This window comes from Megasphaera sp. NM10 (genome assembly GCF_000417505.1).
GTDB lineage: Bacteria > Bacillota > Negativicutes > Veillonellales > Megasphaeraceae > Megasphaera > Megasphaera intestinihominis.
Genome location: NZ_APHY01000080.1, coordinates 1 through 16,814 on the forward strand (window position 1 = coordinate 1; position 16,814 = coordinate 16,814).

14 protein-coding genes and 1 pseudogene are annotated in these 16,814 nt (G+C 53.0%); all 15 read left to right on the forward strand.

Annotated features, from left to right (window positions below; genetic code table 11):
- On the forward strand, positions 1-1,959 hold a 1,959-nt coding region (locus NM10_RS11435; protein WP_020311709.1), incomplete at its 5' end, for a type IV secretory system conjugative DNA transfer family protein.
- 41 nt (positions 1,960-2,000) lie between these two features.
- On the forward strand, positions 2,001-2,378 hold the full coding sequence (locus tag NM10_RS11440; RefSeq protein ID WP_147675877.1) for a hypothetical protein: 378 nt from the start codon (positions 2,001-2,003) through the stop codon (positions 2,376-2,378).
- Positions 2,378-3,301: an ATPase, T2SS/T4P/T4SS family gene (locus tag NM10_RS11445; protein ID WP_020311711.1), complete on the forward strand. Its 924-nt coding sequence runs from the start codon at positions 2,378-2,380 to the stop codon at positions 3,299-3,301. The genes NM10_RS11440 and NM10_RS11445 overlap by 1 nt, the downstream gene beginning before the upstream one ends.
- Before the next feature lie 204 nt (positions 3,302-3,505).
- Complete coding sequence (locus NM10_RS11450) at positions 3,506-3,898, forward strand: TrbC/VirB2 family protein (protein ID WP_020311712.1); 393 nt, start codon at positions 3,506-3,508, stop codon at positions 3,896-3,898.
- Between the two features lie 18 nt (positions 3,899-3,916).
- Positions 3,917-4,183, forward strand: coding sequence for a VirB3 family type IV secretion system protein (locus tag NM10_RS11455; protein ID WP_020311713.1), 267 nt, complete (start codon positions 3,917-3,919; stop codon positions 4,181-4,183).
- Positions 4,184-4,216: 33 nt separating this feature from the next.
- Positions 4,217-6,751, forward strand: a complete 2,535-nt coding sequence (locus tag NM10_RS11460; protein WP_020311714.1) for a TraG/VirB4 family ATPase — start codon at positions 4,217-4,219, stop codon at positions 6,749-6,751.
- Positions 6,752-6,787: 36 nt separating this feature from the next.
- Positions 6,788-6,868: pseudogene (locus NM10_RS15325) on the forward strand (ESPR domain-containing protein); the annotation flags it as partial.
- A 54-nt stretch (positions 6,869-6,922) separates the two neighbouring features.
- Complete coding sequence (locus NM10_RS11475; protein WP_239639728.1) at positions 6,923-11,539, forward strand: S-layer homology domain-containing protein; 4,617 nt, start codon at positions 6,923-6,925, stop codon at positions 11,537-11,539.
- Positions 11,540-11,737: 198 nt separating this feature from the next.
- Positions 11,738-12,199: a hypothetical protein gene (locus NM10_RS11480; RefSeq protein WP_020311716.1), complete on the forward strand. Its 462-nt coding sequence runs from the start codon at positions 11,738-11,740 to the stop codon at positions 12,197-12,199.
- Positions 12,199-12,576, forward strand: a complete 378-nt coding sequence (locus tag NM10_RS11485) for a hypothetical protein (RefSeq protein ID WP_147675878.1) — start codon at positions 12,199-12,201, stop codon at positions 12,574-12,576. Before NM10_RS11480 ends, NM10_RS11485 begins: the two co-directional genes overlap by 1 nt.
- A gap of 12 nt (positions 12,577-12,588) precedes the next feature.
- Positions 12,589-13,809: a type IV secretion system protein gene (locus tag NM10_RS11490; protein WP_020311718.1), complete on the forward strand. Its 1,221-nt coding sequence runs from the start codon at positions 12,589-12,591 to the stop codon at positions 13,807-13,809.
- 11 nt (positions 13,810-13,820) lie between these two features.
- Positions 13,821-14,291: a M23 family metallopeptidase gene (locus tag NM10_RS11495; RefSeq protein WP_020311719.1), complete on the forward strand. Its 471-nt coding sequence runs from the start codon at positions 13,821-13,823 to the stop codon at positions 14,289-14,291.
- A 2-nt stretch (positions 14,292-14,293) separates the two neighbouring features.
- Positions 14,294-15,646: a transglycosylase SLT domain-containing protein gene (locus NM10_RS13080; RefSeq protein WP_051132266.1), complete on the forward strand. Its 1,353-nt coding sequence runs from the start codon at positions 14,294-14,296 to the stop codon at positions 15,644-15,646.
- Positions 15,633-16,181, forward strand: a complete 549-nt coding sequence (locus NM10_RS11505) for a S26 family signal peptidase (protein ID WP_020311721.1) — start codon at positions 15,633-15,635, stop codon at positions 16,179-16,181. The genes NM10_RS13080 and NM10_RS11505 overlap by 14 nt, the downstream gene beginning before the upstream one ends.
- A 15-nt stretch (positions 16,182-16,196) precedes the next feature.
- Positions 16,197-16,814 (forward strand): hypothetical protein (locus tag NM10_RS11510; RefSeq protein ID WP_020311722.1); only part of this gene is annotated, 618 nt, incomplete at its 3' end.

The window sequence follows — 16,814 nt, forward strand, 5'->3', positions numbered from 1 at the left end:
GGCGTCGTCGTCGGACTCTACGATAACCCGTCCATCAAGAAATGTACGGCTTTCCTCCACTGGCTCGAATCCAAGAAGGACGAAGCTGCCAGCTATGGAGAAATGAATTTCGATAAGAGGCTCGATGAAGACCGGGACCGGAAAGAGATACAGCTTTCTCAGATGAAGCGAAAAATCCATCAGGTAAAGAAAGGAAGTCCTGCCTATAAGAAATTAAGAAAAGACATCGCGAAAGATGAGAAGTGGCTGTCTGAAATACACAGCTACACCCCGTGCAAATATTCCCTGGCGGCGTTCTGGAAAGCCCTCTATGACAAGACGGCTGCCGGATACCGCAGGCTCAGCCACTTCTATCTCCGCGATAATGACAGCAGACACATCATCGTCGTCGCCCCGACCCGAAGCGGGAAAGGCGTCGGCCTCATCATCCCGACACTCCTCGGCGGCTGGAAACAGTCCGTCGTCGTCAACGATATTAAATCCGAAAACTGGGGCATCACCGCGGGCTACCGCAAGCGGATGGGCCAGAAAGTCATCAAGTTCGAGCCCACGTCTGCCGACGGGTCATCGGCCCGCTGGAATCCCCTCGATGAAATCCCTATCGGCACAGCCGGCGAAGTCTCAGCGGCCCAGAACATCGCTAACGTCATCGCGAACTACGAAGGCAAGGAGAACCCGGACCACTGGATCGCCAACGCCGGCAATGTCATCGCCATCGTCATCCTGCATCTCGAATATGCCCACTACGCCGATCCGGAGCATTACCCGCAGCGGCCGAACCTCTATACCGTATCCAGCTTCTTAAAAGCGACACTGGCACCGGAAGTCGAGGAAGACGGGACCATCGACGACAGCCATTACGTTGTCCAGGATTTCGTCAAAGCCATCCAGGCCCTGCAGAACTTCCCTCATGTCCCCGAAGGCGGTATCGAAATCGAGGAATGGAGTACCAGGGACAAGGCCTACGTCAAACGGAAATTCACGCCCGACGACCTGCACGCCTTGTATCCCGATGACTTCATGGAACCACTGGATCCGGAAACGGCCTTCACCCACCCCATCATCAACCGGGGCTTCATGGAAATCGCCAAGAAGCCGGACAACGAACTGGGTTCCATCATCTCGACGGCCAACACGGCCTTGAAGGAATACCTCGACCCGGTCCTTACAGCCAATACCAGGGTCAGCGACTTCTGTATCGATGACCTCATGCGCTATGACCGGCCGGTGTCGCTGTACCTCATCACCCCGCCGTCCGATTTGCTCCGCATGTCGCCTATCTTCCGTCTCTTCTTTGAAATGATGATTGGCAGGCATACCCGCGAAATCGGGGAATACAAGAAAGGCCGGTGCAGCAAGCCGTCGTACCGCCATAAATGCCTGCTCCTCATGGATGAATTCAATTCCTTGGGCAATCTGAAACGCTTTGCGTCGGCCCTGGCCTTCACAGCCGGTTACGGCATGAAGTCCATGCTCATCATGCAGGGCCTGGACCAGCTCTATAAGACATACGGCAAGGAAAATGAGCTGCTCATGAATACGAGCCTCCAAATCTATTATTCGCCGAATGATGCTGCTACGGCAAAGCATATCGAAGAAAGCCTGGGCAATGAAACCATCCGGGTAGAATCTGAGTCGGAAACAGGCAGCTGGTTCAAGAAGAGCGTCTCCTATTCGGAAACGTCCCGTCCCCTGCTTACGGCTGAAGAAGCCCGGCGCCTGGGGAACGATGAAATCCTCTTCGTCCAGAACAATCCGCCTGTACGGACGGAAAAAATCAAATATTACGAACAAGACTTTTTCTTGAAGAAACTCGTCGACGCGCCTTACGTCAGCGATGTCATCCGCAGCGGCGGCCGGGCCGACGTCATCAACGCCAACCCGCTCTGGAAGCAGCGGCTGGAGCAGCGTAAGGAAGCCGGCGAACATAAATTCAAAGACCTCAAGGTCGCACGCTAAGGAAGTGAAAACATATGGTATCCCACGTCAGACTGAATCGATTGAAACGGAAACAGGAAATATTGAGACAGCGACAGCGCGAACAGGAAGAGAAGTTCCGTCAGATGTGCCGCAATGCCCGTGTCGAGGAACGGAACCTGGCCAAAGAAATCGAGGCCGAACAATATGCCGTTCTCGTCAAGCAGCTGAAATCTACGGGCTTCCCTATCCATAATGTAACGCTCCTCGTCGGCATGGCCCTCAAGGCCAAGCAGATACTCGACGGGGATGAAGAACAGAAGACCCGTACCATCAACGAATACACCAGACTGTATCAGGACTTCGTCGAAAAGCAGCGCCAGCAGGAAGCTGCCAGAGCAGCTGCTTCGGCGGAAAGCCCCGGAACGTATCCGCCCTATTCTGGGGAAGTGACGGAATAATGGAAAACATCAAGCAGCATATACAGCCGAATCCGACATTCGATTGCTGCTGCGGCCCTGAGATGACGGCCCTCATGCACAGGGATGATATTACGGAGCTGTATGTCAATGATGACGGTTATCTCCGATATCTCTCGTATAAAGAAGGCAAAGTCAAGACCGGCATCTATCTCGATCCCGACAAGATTCAGGCCATCATCAACCTGGCGTCCGGCCAGGTCCGGAAAATCGTAACCGAAGCCATCCCTTCCGTTTCGACGGAAATCAAGGGCTACGGCGCCCGGTTCCAGGGCGAAATGCCGCCGATCGTAAGGAATCCCCAGTTCAACATCCGCAAGAAAGCAACGAAGATCTTCACCCTCGCCGAATACGTCGAACAAGGCGTCTTATCTCCCGGGCATAAGGCATTTCTGGAGAAGTCCATTGCAGCGCGGAAGAACATCCTCGTCGTCGGCGGCACAGGCACCGGGAAGACGACATTTCTAAACGCTATCCTCGATGCCATTGCCCATATCTCCCCGTATCACCGGATTGTCAGCCTGGAAGACCTGCCGGAACTCCAGTGTTCTGCCGATGACTACTCCCCAATGTTCACCATGCAGGACTTGAACCAGGGCATCGTCTATAACATGACCATGCTGCTGAAAGACTGTATGCGCCGCAGTCCGGACCGTATCATCGTCGGCGAAGTCCGTGACGGTGCTGCCTATACGATGCTGAAAGCCTGGAATACCGGTCATCCCGGCGGCGCCTGCACAACTCATGCCGACTCGGCCATCCAGGGCCTGTACCGTATCAAGAGCCTGGCCCAGGAAGACCCGGACGCCGCCGGCGACCTCAAGGAACTCATCGGCGAAGCATCGACATCGTCGTCGGCCTCGTCCATACCGACCTCGGCCATGGCCGCCGTGGCCGGAAGGTAGAAGACGTCATCGCTGTCGACAAGTTCGATGAGCTGAAGAAAGAATACGTCATCCATCATATCCCTGGTTAATGCTTATCACGCTTAATAAGACTAAATAAGTCTTAATAGGGCTTAATAAGCACTAATAAGACCTATTAGGCGTGAATAAGTCTTAATAAACCCTATTATCTTATCCCCTATTTCCGAAAAGGAGGCATTCATCATGAATCTCAAAGCAAGATTCCAAAAGAAAAAAGCGGCTCTCTATGAAGCCTATCTCATGAAAGTCGCCGGACTGGCCCTGTTCGTGGCAGCCAATCCGATCCTGTCGTTTGCCAGCAAGGACGGCATCGAAGATACGGCCAACGTCGATCAGTGGCCATGGACGAAGTTCCTCAACTCCCTGGCCGACCAGCTGACCGGCCCGCTGCCTACGACATTGGGTGTCCTTGGCCTGGCAGCAGCTGCCATTGCCATGTTCACAGGCAACCACGGCGCAGGTACGCAGAAGTTCATCATCCTCATCTTCGCCGTATCTACCTGCTTGTTCGCACCGAACTTCATCAACATCATCAAAGGCAGTGCCGGCGGGGCTACCATTTTCGGCCTGCTCTAAAGGAAAGGTCGTGTAGTCATGGATAAAGAACAGCATCCTGACGGCTATGCCGTCCCATTGCACCGCTCTTTGACGCAGCCCATCTTCTGGGGCGGCGTTCCCCGTAACCTGCTCCTCCTGGAAGTGCTCGTCGGCATCATCGGCGGTATCTTCTTCAAGACCATCCTTGTCCCCGTCCTCTGCATCGCTGCCCACTACCTCTTCCGGTTCCTCGGACAGCATGACCCGGACTTCCTCGGCGTCTTCTGGCGCAGTAAAGATTACAGACCCTATTATTATCCCTGATTCCTGAGATTTCTTATTTAGGAGGTGGTATCCGTGTTTGGCAGCTTATCGAAATTGAAAAAGAAACAGAAGAAACAAAAGATTGATGAAGCTGTGTATACCTCGAAGAACGGCGTCTACAAGAACCGGCCCCATGTATCGGACATGCTGCCATGGGTAGTCATCGATCCGGACAGCCTGGGGGACTTCAACTTCGTACACGGAAACGATTTTTCCCTGTTCGCTGTATTCAAGTTCCGCGGACCCGACATGGCCAGCGCCACGGATGCGGAACTGATGCAGTACAACAATGAACTGAATAATATCCTTAAAACGCTGCCGACCGGATTTGTCATCTACTTCGACGCCCAGCGCCACTATGCACAGGATTATGAATCCTCAGACATGCCGGTCCCCCTGGCACAGGAATTCGACGACGAACGGCGCGACTATTATAAGAGCCAGCTCCATTTCGACTCGGATTACTATTTCATCCTCTATCAGGAGCCGGCAGAATTCCTCAAGAACCGGTTCCTTGAATTTTTCACGACCCCCGACAAGGCGTCTGCGAAATATACGAAGAATTACAAGCTCTACGTTGATTATGAAGAAAAATTCAAGGACCGGGTCACGAGGATACGCAATGCCCTGACCCTCGCTTTCCAGGGCAAGTTCAGGCAGCTCAACCAGGAAGAAACATTGACGTACCTTCATTCTTTAGTATCAGACCGGCGCTTTACCGTCCGCTATAACCCGTCCCGTTTCGTCTGTGACTACGTCGCGGATGCGGGTATCCTCGGCGGCCGGGAACCGAAAATCGGGAATAAGTACATGAAGATCATTACCGTACTGAATTTTCCGCCTGTATCGGCACCGGGCCTGTTCGATGCTTTTAACAATTTGAACGTCGAATACCGCTGGAACAGCCGCTTTATCTGCCTCAGCAAGCTCGACGCACGAAAGGAGATTGCCCAGCGCTGCAAGCTCTTCGGCCAGCAGATCAAAGGCTTCTGGACTTACATCCGGGAAGCCATCACGAAAGAACAGTCTGCCGATGCCCTCGATGAAACGGCAGCGGCCAATCGGGACGATGCCCAGGCAGCCCTTAACGAACTCGGTTCGGATTTCGTCTCTTACGGATATTACAACATGAACATCATCATCCTGGATGAAGACAAGAACCGCTGTACGGAAAAGGCCAACTTGTTCCTGGAAACCTTGAACGGCATGGGCTTCACGGGATTCCTGGAAACGGACAACAGCATGGAAGCCTGGCGCGGCACACTGCCGGGCTGCTATAAATGCAACATCCGCCGGCCGTCCGTCAGCTCCATAAATTTTTGTCATTTGGCCCCGGCTACTGCGATGTGGTCTGGAGACAAAAATAACGAACATCTCAAGGGGCCTGTACTGCTCTACACAGACTCGACAGGGTATACTCCCTTCCGTCTGTCCCTCCATGATGGAGATATAGGGCATACGCTAATCGTCGGACCGTCCGGGTCCGGTAAATCCGTTCTCCTGAATACGCTGGAAGCCAACTTCCTCAAATACCCAGGTGCCAACGTCTTCATCTTCGATAAAGCAGCCAGCTCACGAGCCCTCACCTACGGGGTCGGCGGCCACTTCTACAATCTGGCAGCCGAAGGCAGCAGCGACCTCTCGTTCCAGCCGTTGGCGAATATCGACGACGAAGGCGAAATCAAATGGGCCAAAGAATGGATCATGGCCTACCTCATCCAGCGTAACGTCAAGGTCACACCAAAGGAAGAAATCCTCGTCTGGAACGCCTTGCAGAGCCTGCGGGTCCTGCCGCAGGAACAGCGGACCATAACCGTCTTCAACGAAATGGTACAGTCCCAGGAAATCCGCCAGGCTATGCAGACCCTGACCATGAATGGGAGCTTTGGCAAGCTCTTCGATAACAATGTCGATTTTGCCGGGAAAGGCAACTGGCGTGTCTTTGAAATGGAAACCCTCATGGGTATCCCGTCCATCGTTCCGCCTACCCTGGATTATCTTTTCCATCAAATCGAAACGGCTATCCGCAATGCCACAGGGCCAAGCCTCATCGTCCTCGACGAATGCTGGCTGTTCCTGGATAACGAAGTCTTCCAGAATAAGCTGAAAGAATACTTCAAGGATATGCGTAAGAAAAACACGTCCATCTGGATTGCGACGCAGCAGCTGTCGGATATCGCCAGCAAGCCGAATCTGCTGGATACCGTCAATGACCAGTGCAAGAACAAGATTTTCCTGCCGAACGTCAATGCTGAAAGCGAAGCCAATGCCAAGCTCTACCAGCTCTTTGGCTGCAACGAGCGCCAGATCCAGATTATCAGCACCATGACGCCGAAGCGGGACTATTACTATAGCAGCGATAAAGGGAACCGCCTCTTCCAGCTGGCCCTGCAGCCGGCGGAAATCCCCTTCGTCACGGCTACGGCAAAGACCGACCAGCTGGCCATGAACCGTATCCTGGCTAATGGCAGTAAAGAAAGCTTCGTCGAACAATGGTTCAAATATAAGGATGCGGAGAAAGAATGGGAGAAATATAAACAATATGAATCGGCTGCGGCTGGTTCTTAATCATAGATGTCATTTATTTTTTAAGGAGGAATGAAAATGAATAGGATTTATAAGGTCATATTTAATAAGGCCAAAGGACTTTATGAAGTAGTTAGTGAGCTGGCACATAACCATGGTAAAACAAAATCGATTGCGACTGACAAAAGAAAATTAAAATTGTTCTTAACCCATTTGTCTTTAATTGCATCTGTTTTAATGGTGCCGATTTCAGCAGCTGCATATGACGGTATTTATGGTAGTATTACTGATTTTATATCTGCTCATCCTGAAGCAAATACTGATAGCTTTGGTATTTCCCATTTTGGCAGTAAAAACACTACGTTTGGATACGTATCAAAAGATTATAACGGGCTCACTGCTGGTCATAAGTATCTTTTCTTAACATATGATACCGGCACTGGTGGTGCAGAAGGCAGCGCCGGTAAAATATACCACTATGCTATTGATATAACTAATAATAATAGCGATTTAAGTGACGAGCAAAAACAAACCGTCAAGGACCTTATTAAGAATATCGATGGCGATCAGACGGTCAAAGGAAATCAAACGACGACTGGCAACTCCGAAACAAAAGGCAATTCGACGACCGACGGCTCCTCTACGGTCAAAGGCGACCAGACGGTCGGCGGCACGACGAATACGACGAACCTCAACGTATCCGGTGACACGAATCTGCACAATACGACGATTACCGGCGATTCCCACGTTACGAATAACCAGACTGTTGACGGTTCCAGCACGGTCAAGGGCGATTCTAATGTCGGCGGTAATGAAAACGTAAGCGGCACGACAACGACCAAAGAACTGCATGTCACGGATTCCTCTACGATTGATAAGAACCTGACCGTTAAGGGCGATTCTTCGACGACTGGCAATCAGACGGTCGGTGGCAACTCCACGGTCAACGGAAACTCCGAAACGAAGGGCAATTCCACGACGGATGGCTCTTCCACGGTCAAAGGCGACCAGACGGTCGGCGGCACGACGAATACGACGAACCTCAACGTATCCGGCGATACGAATCTGCACAATACGACGATTACCGGTGATTCCCACGTCACGAATAACCAGACTGTCGACGGTTCCAGCACGGTCAAAGGTGATTCTAATGTCGGCGGTAATGAAAACGTAAGCGGCACGACAACGACCAAAGAACTGCACGTTACGGATTCCTCTACGATTGACAAGAACCTGACCGTCAAGGGTGATTCCGAAACGAAAGGTAATTCCACAACCGATGGCTCTTCCACGGTCAAAGGCGACCAGTCCGTAGCTGGGACAACAACTACCAAGGAATTACACGTCACGGATTCCGCTACGGTCGATAAGAACCTGACGGTATCGGGCAACACGGAAACTAAGGGGAACAACACCGTCGACGGGAACCAGACCGTAAGCGGCGATTCCTCAACGACGGGCAATCAGACCGTCGGCGGCAACGAAACGGTCAAAGGCGATCAGAATGTTTCCGGCAATACCACGATTGGCAAAGACCTTACGGTCGATGGCAGTGAAACGGTCAAAGGTGATTCCAACACGACGGGCAACAGTAACGTCGGTGGTAACTCCACGGTAACGGGCAATTTCGAAACCAAAGGCAATGAAACCGTCGACGGCAGCAGCCACATCAAACAGGACCAGACCGTAGACGGCAACCAGGAAACGGGTGGCAACAGCCACGTCAAGGGCAACCAGATGGTCGACGGTACTTCTACCATCGGCGGCAACGAAACGGTCAAAGGCAATCAAACGACCGAAGGCAACAGCTACACGAAAGGTACGGTCACAGTCGACGGTACGTCCCGTTTCCACGATAACGTCACGGTCGATGGCAAGATCCGCGCTACCGACAATATCACCAGTAACTCCAACATCATTGCCGACGGCAACGTCGTCGCTAACACCGACCTCATCGCCCATGGCGACATCAAAGCCGATGGCAACCAGACCATCGACGGTAACAGCCATATCGGCGGCAACCTTGATGTCAAAGGTGATGCCACAGTCGCTGGCGACTCGGAAACCAAGGGTAACAACACCGTCGACGGCAATCAGACCGTCAAGGGCGATGCCACGGTCAACGGGAGTACACAGATTGATAAGGACCTCTCTGTTAAAGGCAATGAATCGGTAGACGGTTCCTCCACTATCGGCGGGGATTCCCACGTCCAGGGCAGCCAGACCGTGGATAAAGACCAGACGGTCGGCGGAAACGCCACGGTCAAAGGCGATTCTACCGTTAACGGGAACCAGACAGTCGACAAAAATTCTCATGTCAAAGGCAATCAGACCGTAGACGGCACATCCACCCTCACTGGCGACGTCACAACGGGCTCGAATGTCACGGTCGGCAAAGACCTTACGACGAACGGTAATTCCGAAACCAAAGGCAACAGCACGGTTGACGGGAACGCTACTGTCAAGGGTGATGTCACCATCAATGGCAGTACACAGATTGATAAGGATCTCTCCGTGAAAGGCAATGAATCGGTAGACGGTTCCTCCACTATCGGCGGTGACTCTCACGTCAAAGGTTCTCAGATTGTCGATAAAGACCAGACGGTCGGCGGCAACGAAACGGTCAAAGGCGATGCTACCGTCAACGGGAACCAGACGGTCGACAAAGATTCCCATGTTAAAGGAAATCAGACCGTAGACGGCACATCCGACCTCAAGGGTGACGTCACCATGGAAGGCAACGCTTCCGTTGCGAAAGACTTCTCCGTCAACGGCAACACCAGCCTGAAAGATACGAAAGTTGATGGCACCCTCGAAACCACGGGTAACGCCACCTTCGATGCTGATATGGAAACCAAGGGCAATGCTACAGTTGATGGCAACAGCACCGTCAAAGGTGATTCGGATGTCCAGGGTAACGGCCACGTCGGCAAAGACCTCACGGTTGACGGCACGTCCGACCTCAAGGGCGACGTCACTATGGAAGGCAATGCTTCCGTTGCGAAAGACTTCTCCGTCAGCGGTAACACCAGCCTGAAAGATACGAAAGTCGACGGAACCCTCGAAACGACCGGCAATGCTACCTTCGATGCCGATACAGAAGTCAAAGGCAACAGCACGGTAGATGGCAACTCCACGGTCAAAGGCGATTCCGACGTCCAGGGTAACGGCCACATCGGCAAAGACCTCACGGTTGATGGCACGTCTGACCTCAAGGGCGACGTCACCATGGAAGGTAATGCTTCCGTCGCCAAAGACTTCTCCGTCAGCGGCAACACCAGCCTGAAAGACACGAAGATTGATGGTACGCTCGAAACGACCGGCAACGCTACCTTCGATGCGGATACAGAAGTCAAAGGCAACTCCACGGTAGATGGCAACTCCATGGTCAAAGGTGATTCGGACGTCCAGGGTAACGGCCACATTGGCAAGAACCTCACCGTCGATGGTACCTCTACCCTCACGGGCGACGTCACAACTGGCGCGAACGTCACAGTCGGTAAGGACCTTACGGTCAACGGCCAGGCTAACCTGAAAGACACGAAGATCGACGGAACCCTCGAAACGACCGGCAACGCCACCTTCGATGCCGATACGGAAACCAAGGGAAATGCTACAGTCGATGGCAATAGCACCGTCAAAGGCGACTCCGACGTCCAGGGCAACGGCCATATCGGCAAGAACCTTACGGTCGATGGCACCTCTACCCTTACGGGCGATGTCACAACTGGCTCAAATGTCACGGTCGGCAAGGACCTCACTGTTGAAGGTACGTCGACGCTGAAAGGCGACGTCTTCGCCAAGAGCAATGTCACCATTGACAAAGACCTCACCGTCAAGGGGACAACGAACTTCCTGGGCGACATCAACATCGACAAGGACCTTACCATCGGCGGCAGCCAGACCGTCAAAGGCGATTCGACCATCCATGGCAGCCAGCAGATTGGCAAGGACCTCCACGTCGCTGGTACGACGCAGCTTGACGGCAACATCCTCATGAACAGCAACGCTATCGTCCAGCAGAACCTCGGCGTCGGTGGCAATGCCGACATCAAGGGTGACCTCTACGTACACGACCACAACTACATCGACAGCCAGGGCATCAACGCCAACGGCTATCAGATTCGCAACGTAGCTGACGGTGCGATTGCTCCGGGCAGCCATGATGCTGTCAATGGCGGCCAGCTCTACAGCACGAGACAGGCCCTGACCGGCGAAATCAATAAAGTCGGTGCCGGCGCAGCAGCCCTTGCCGGCCTCCATCCGGGCGAATTCGATCCGGACAACAAGCTGGACTTCGCCGCAGGCTACGGCCATTACAAGGATGCTAATGCAGCCGCTCTCGGCGTCTTCTACCATCCGAATGAAGACACGACAATCAACTTCTCCGGCACTATGGGCAACGGTGATCCGATGCTCTCGGCCGGCGTCACCTTCAAGCTCGGCCCGTCCGGTATGAAGACCATGTCCCGCACGGCACTGACCAAACAGATTAAGGAAGACCAGAAGGTCATCAAGGCCATGGCCGACGAAATGGCCGCCATAAAAGCTCAGATGAGCCGGGTCCTGAATCTCCTCGATATGAGCAAGAAAGCGCCGTTCGCAGACGTTCCAGCTGGACACTGGGCAAAGGATGCCGTCGATACGCTCCACGGCAACGGCGCCATCAAGGGCTATCCGGACGGCCAGTTCCACGGCGATAAGCCGATGACCCGCTACGAATATGCACAGATGCTCTACGAAGCTCTCCAGAAAGGCGCTCACGTCGACCAGGCAACGCTTGCCGAATACGCACCGGAACTTTCGCAGGTCAAAGCCAATCAGAAATAACATATGAGATGATGAACCTTACGGCTTCGGGAGGTGATGAACAGAAGCCGTAGGGTTTGTCACCCAATCTCGTCTCCTATAAGTTTACTTTCTAAATATATCGCACCGATATATTCTGATGCCCTGCAACTCCCTACTCCCTTGCAAGGCATTGGAATGTACCGTTGTGTACAGGTTAGCAGGAAAGGAGCGATATTTATGCAGAAGAAAGCACTCATCATCTTATGTGTCCTCGTCCTTACCAGCAGCGGCTATGCGGCCCCGCCCGCTCATGCAGCCATCCCGGTCATCGACGTAGACAATATCACACAGCAGCTCAAAACGTATCAGGAAACGGTCAAGGTCGTAACGAACACCAAAGAGCAGGTCGAACTGCAATGGAAGGAACTGAAGAAGCTGCCGTCACAGATTCTAAATGGATACAAGACCAGTCTGATCAACGGCTGGAATAAAATCCAGGATATCCTCACTAAGAATGGGACTGTCATCTATGGGACGACCGGCACGATTTCAGACAAAGGTGTCCCGGACCTTGCGACGGCCCATACAATCTATATCAACGATTATTTCAATAAAAACATTCCTCCCATCATCGGCAACGATTTGCCAGAAACCCTCGGTTCAGCCGTACAGCCCGTCTCATCACACTGGCAACGCTGATGAGGAACAATGCGGATACATTGTCTGCTATCCAGAAGCTCATGGGAGAACTGGACAGCATCAATGAAGAAATCCAGCAGGCCGAAGAAGACAGTGCCAATGCGGAAGGGGCTATGCAGGCCCAGCAGGCAGCTAATCACATTGCGGCCCTGCAGCTGCGGGCGCAGAATATCAAAATCATCATCCAGGGCCTCCAGGGACAGCAGCAGGCACTGAAATCCCAGGCAGAAGCCCAGCAGAAAAAGAATGAACTGGATATGCAGGAAGCCCAGGGCAAGGCCGAAGTGGCTGCCATCGAAGAGATGCAGAACAACGATTCGTCCGGTTTCTCCCCTACTTACGATCCCTATAAGGGGCACCTGCATTTCGAGTGGTAAAGAGGTGGAATCATGGACTTCGGAAATACGCAAATCCTAAACGAAATACTGAAATTCTTCCAGGACGCCAGCATCACAGGGATGCTCAACCTCATTCCCCATGCCAAAGCCTTAGTTGGTGTCCTGGCCATCATCGACCTCTGTTCGACATGGGCCCTGTATGACGGCGAAATGAAGATGAGCCAGATGATCTCGAAGATTATGAAGCTCGGCGCCTTTCTGTTTATCATTATGTATTGGAACGACATCAACCACGCTATCATGGTATCCTTCCAATACGCCGGCCTCACAGCGGCGAATGTGCCGGTGAACGGCGATGTCATCGAGCCCAGCAAGCTGCTGGATAACGGCTTCAACGTCTGTAAGACACTGTTCGATGGCTTGTCTTCGGTCGGGCTTAATATCGGTAAAGCCCTGATGTACGTCATTACTATCGGCCTGGTCATGTTCTCGTTCTTCATCATGGCGTTACAGATTCTTATTACGAAAATAGAATTCAATATCTTTGCCAGTATCGCCGTCATCCTCATGCCGTTCGGGGCCATCCGGTATACGAATTTCCTCTGTCAGCGCTGTATTTCAGCGGTTTTTGCTTTCGGTGTGAAGCTCATGGTCATGTTCTTTCTCATCGGCCTCGTTCAAACGATTGTCGGCAAGGTCGACGCCATCCCGAAAGATGCTGTCACTTTTGCCGTCATGCTGAAATATGCCATCAGCTATCTTATCCTTGGCTATCTGGTCTGGAAAGTACCGAACCTGGCCGCTATGATGATGCAGGGCCAGCCAGCTTTGGATGCTCCCATGCAGTCCATCAAGAATTACGGTCAGCAGGCGGCGAATACAGCCCTGAACGTGGCGACACTGCCTGTTCGTGCCGGCCAGAAAGGCCTGCAAAGTTTCGGCAACTTCCAAAGTACGCTGAACACAGCCCGTATCCGTGCTAACGGCGGTACGCTGTATAACGGCAATCATGAACCGTTCCAGACGGCAGGTTCCGGACGGACCGTAAAGAATGAATTTGCCCGTGAAATATTCCGGCAGAAGTTCGGCAACTTCCTCAGCGGTAACGTCGAAAAAGGCGCTCAGAACGCACTGGAACACTCGAAGTCCTGGCGTAATGTCCGTTCCGGGGCATACTCCAAGGAAGGGTATACACCGAATATGCCCGATGCTTCTGAATCGCCCCGCTCTGCTTCTTCACAGGCTCCGTCAGGGAAATCCAATAAGAAGTGAGGCGGTGAGTGATGAAATTTGCAATCCGTATCCTCTGCCTTCTGACGCTGCTCCTGACGCTGTGCATCCCTGTCTTGGCAGCTCCGCCTATTGATGGCGGTCCTGTCACCAGTCCGTTCGGACCACGTTGGGGACGGGACCATAAAGGGGTCGATATCGGCGTTCCCGAAGGAACGCCGGTAGTAGCCCCTTTCGATGGCTATTGTGAAGGGCCCCTGACGGTGGTTTTGGCTACTGGGTCACAGTTACCAATACCAGTACCGGCGAAGTCTGGCTTTTCGGTGATTTATCTGACGCCTCTGAAGGCTGTGCCCGTGGCAACGTCCACGAAGGAGATGTCGTCGGTTTTGTTGGTGGTGCTTTTGATTATTATGATTCAACTGGCACTCACAACTACTCCACTGGGGATCATCTTCATGCAGAATATCATCCCTATGGGTACGACCCTTATCATGGGCAGATCGACCCGGTCCCCTATTTAATCATGCTTGGCGTCAACCTGACTGGGAATACCAGCAGCTCTGGCTCTGGTGGCGGCCGTTTCGGTCATGATAACGTAGGCATCCCGTGGGGTATCAAGGAGATGTACGAAATCGGCAATGATTTGAGCAAGGACGTCGAACAGTTCTCGAAATGGGCCAATAAAGCCTTTACACTGGTCCATAAATTCGCCGTTTCCCTGCTCGTCGCGCTGTGCATCATCGACCTGGCCCTGCCTATCCTGGTGGCGGGTATGCGCTTTTCCAAGGAAACGTTCATCCGCAAGGTCATGAAGTATGCCGCACTATTCGGTATTGTGGCCTGCTGGAATAAGTTCACCGATAACATCCTGCTCGGCATCGTCAAATCGGCTGCCAGTACATACAGCGGCAACTTCGACCTGATTTCAACGAACATGTCCCAGCCACAGCTTCTGCTGCAGCACGGTATCCGCATGATTGCGCCGGCCATGAACAAGACGGCATCATTTACGAGTTTCGAGTTCCTCCATAATCTCGGAACTATACTGACCCTGTATTTCTTCACTTTCCTGATTATAGCCGCCTTCCTTTTCCTGGCCTTCTACGTGACCGTCGTCTATATCGAGTTCTACGTTTCGGCAGCCTTGAGCATCGTCACAGTTCCCTTCAGTGCCTGGCATTTCTCGAAATTCATCACCGAAGGGACACTGGGACACCTTATTTCAGCGACGCTGAAACTGCTCATCGTATCCGTCATGATAGGACTATGCGTGACGTGTATCAAGGACTCGAAGCCAGGTGACATATTTACACAGTCGACGCCTGGCGTCAGCCAGCAGGGTTCCGGTCAGGCCATCACCGGCCCGGCTGAATATGTGAACATGGCAGCCGAAGCCGCACAGCGGCATGAAATCCCGGTCAATCTCTTCGAGGGCATGATCCAGCATGAAAGTAGCTGGGATCCCCATGCCATCAGTCCGTATGGGGCAGAAGGTCTGGGCCAGCTCATGCCGGAGACAGCCGCCAGCCTCGACTGTGCGGACCCCTTTGACCCGGAGTCAAATCTGGAGGCTTCTGCCAAATACCTCAAGCAGATGTATGACATATACGGCGACTGGGACTACGCCCTGGCAGCCTATAACGGCGGTCCTGGGAACGTTCAAGCCGGTGCGCCCCTGCCCGGCTGGGCCATCGAGTATATCAACGCCGTCAAGAGCCAGGTCGTCGGGTCCTATGCATCACACAGCTCCATCACATCGGAACAGCTCTCGAAATACATCCGTATGTGCCTTGCCCTCTTGGGCCTGGTCTTCCTGACATTCAAAGTGCCGAGGACGATCATGAGGCAGATGGGAGGCACCGTTGAAATTCATTGAATCCCTTAGAAATATTAGAAAGAAACAGCTGACATGGTGGCAGTGGGTCGTCGCAGCCATCCTTATGATGATAGCCCTGCTCCTGCTGCTCCACGTCCTCATCGGCCCGCTCATCTATACCAATGATACGGAATCGGCGCCGCGCGGCGTCTATGTCGTATCACCGGACCAGCATCTCACTTACGGGGATTACGTCATCGTCCATGCTCCGGTAGCTATCCCAGATATCAAGATTCCCTATGATTTCCGTCTCCTCAAACGTGTCGCCGCTTTTCCCGGCGACACGTATACCGTGACGGACGACGTCATGGCCACCAACGGCCAGGTATATCCGATTTATCATCGGCCATGGCTGCCTCAGCTGCCGCATGGTACGTTTTCCGTTCCTGAAGGGACGATGCTCTTCCTGAATCCACCGATTCATTCCTTGGACTCCCGGTACTTCGGGCCTATCGTTTCATCCCACGTCGAACGGAAGGTCTTCCTTCTCATTAATTACGACGCCATTGATGAATTCTTGTATCAGTTCTTATGATGGGAGGTGTTTTTCATGGTAAGCAAAAAAGCGGTCCGCGTCATGAGTACGGCTATGGTCCTGGCCATGTTTGCCGGGATGCCCATGGCTCAGGCCCGGCACCATCAGCTCATCCATCCTGGCGATCACGTCATCGACATGCAGCGACTGCAGGACAGCATCAAGGAAACAGCTCAAAAGCTGGCAGAATATCAGCAGGACCTGGAGAAATTGAAGAATAAGATTCTGCTCTACTCCGGCGTCAAGAACCTGAATCAGCGCATTTCAGCAGCCATCGACCGCTACAGCCAGAATTTCCATGGCCACAGCTTCGTCTTCGACCCGACGGCCATGCTTCATGACAGTATTCTCCGGACAGCTGCGACGCCAGAGCAGATAACCGATCCCATGGAAGCGAACGGCTTCCAGCGGGGCCTGCTCAATGAAGTCACCTATGCCAATGCCGACGCCCTGGTACAGGCTCAGACGACGGCTGCCCTGTCCGGGGAGCGGCTGGGCACAGCAGCATCGATCCTCGATGCCGATAACAATGGTATCGTCGGTACGACACAGAAATCCGCGGCCCTGGCCTCGCTGGCGACACTCAACGAAAATGATGAGACCCGCATGATTGCGGCTGAGACTGCCAAGCAC

What these genes read in the sequence shown, in the direction of transcription:
- NM10_RS11490 (WP_020311718.1), top strand. Translation starts at nt 12,589, where the DNA reads ATGGACTTCGGAAATACGCAAATCCTAAACGAAATACTGAAATTCTTC.
- NM10_RS11450 (WP_020311712.1), top strand. Translation starts at nt 3,506, where the DNA reads ATGAATCTCAAAGCAAGATTCCAAAAGAAAAAAGCGGCTCTCTATGAA.
- NM10_RS11480 (WP_020311716.1), top strand. Translation starts at nt 11,738, where the DNA reads ATGCAGAAGAAAGCACTCATCATCTTATGTGTCCTCGTCCTTACCAGC.
- NM10_RS11495 (WP_020311719.1), top strand. Translation starts at nt 13,821, where the DNA reads ATGAAATTTGCAATCCGTATCCTCTGCCTTCTGACGCTGCTCCTGACG.
- NM10_RS11455 (WP_020311713.1), top strand. Translation starts at nt 3,917, where the DNA reads ATGGATAAAGAACAGCATCCTGACGGCTATGCCGTCCCATTGCACCGC.
- NM10_RS11485 (WP_147675878.1), top strand. Translation starts at nt 12,199, where the DNA reads ATGAGGAACAATGCGGATACATTGTCTGCTATCCAGAAGCTCATGGGA.
- NM10_RS11445 (WP_020311711.1), top strand. Translation starts at nt 2,378, where the DNA reads ATGGAAAACATCAAGCAGCATATACAGCCGAATCCGACATTCGATTGC.
- NM10_RS13080 (WP_051132266.1), top strand. Translation starts at nt 14,294, where the DNA reads ATGCTTGGCGTCAACCTGACTGGGAATACCAGCAGCTCTGGCTCTGGT.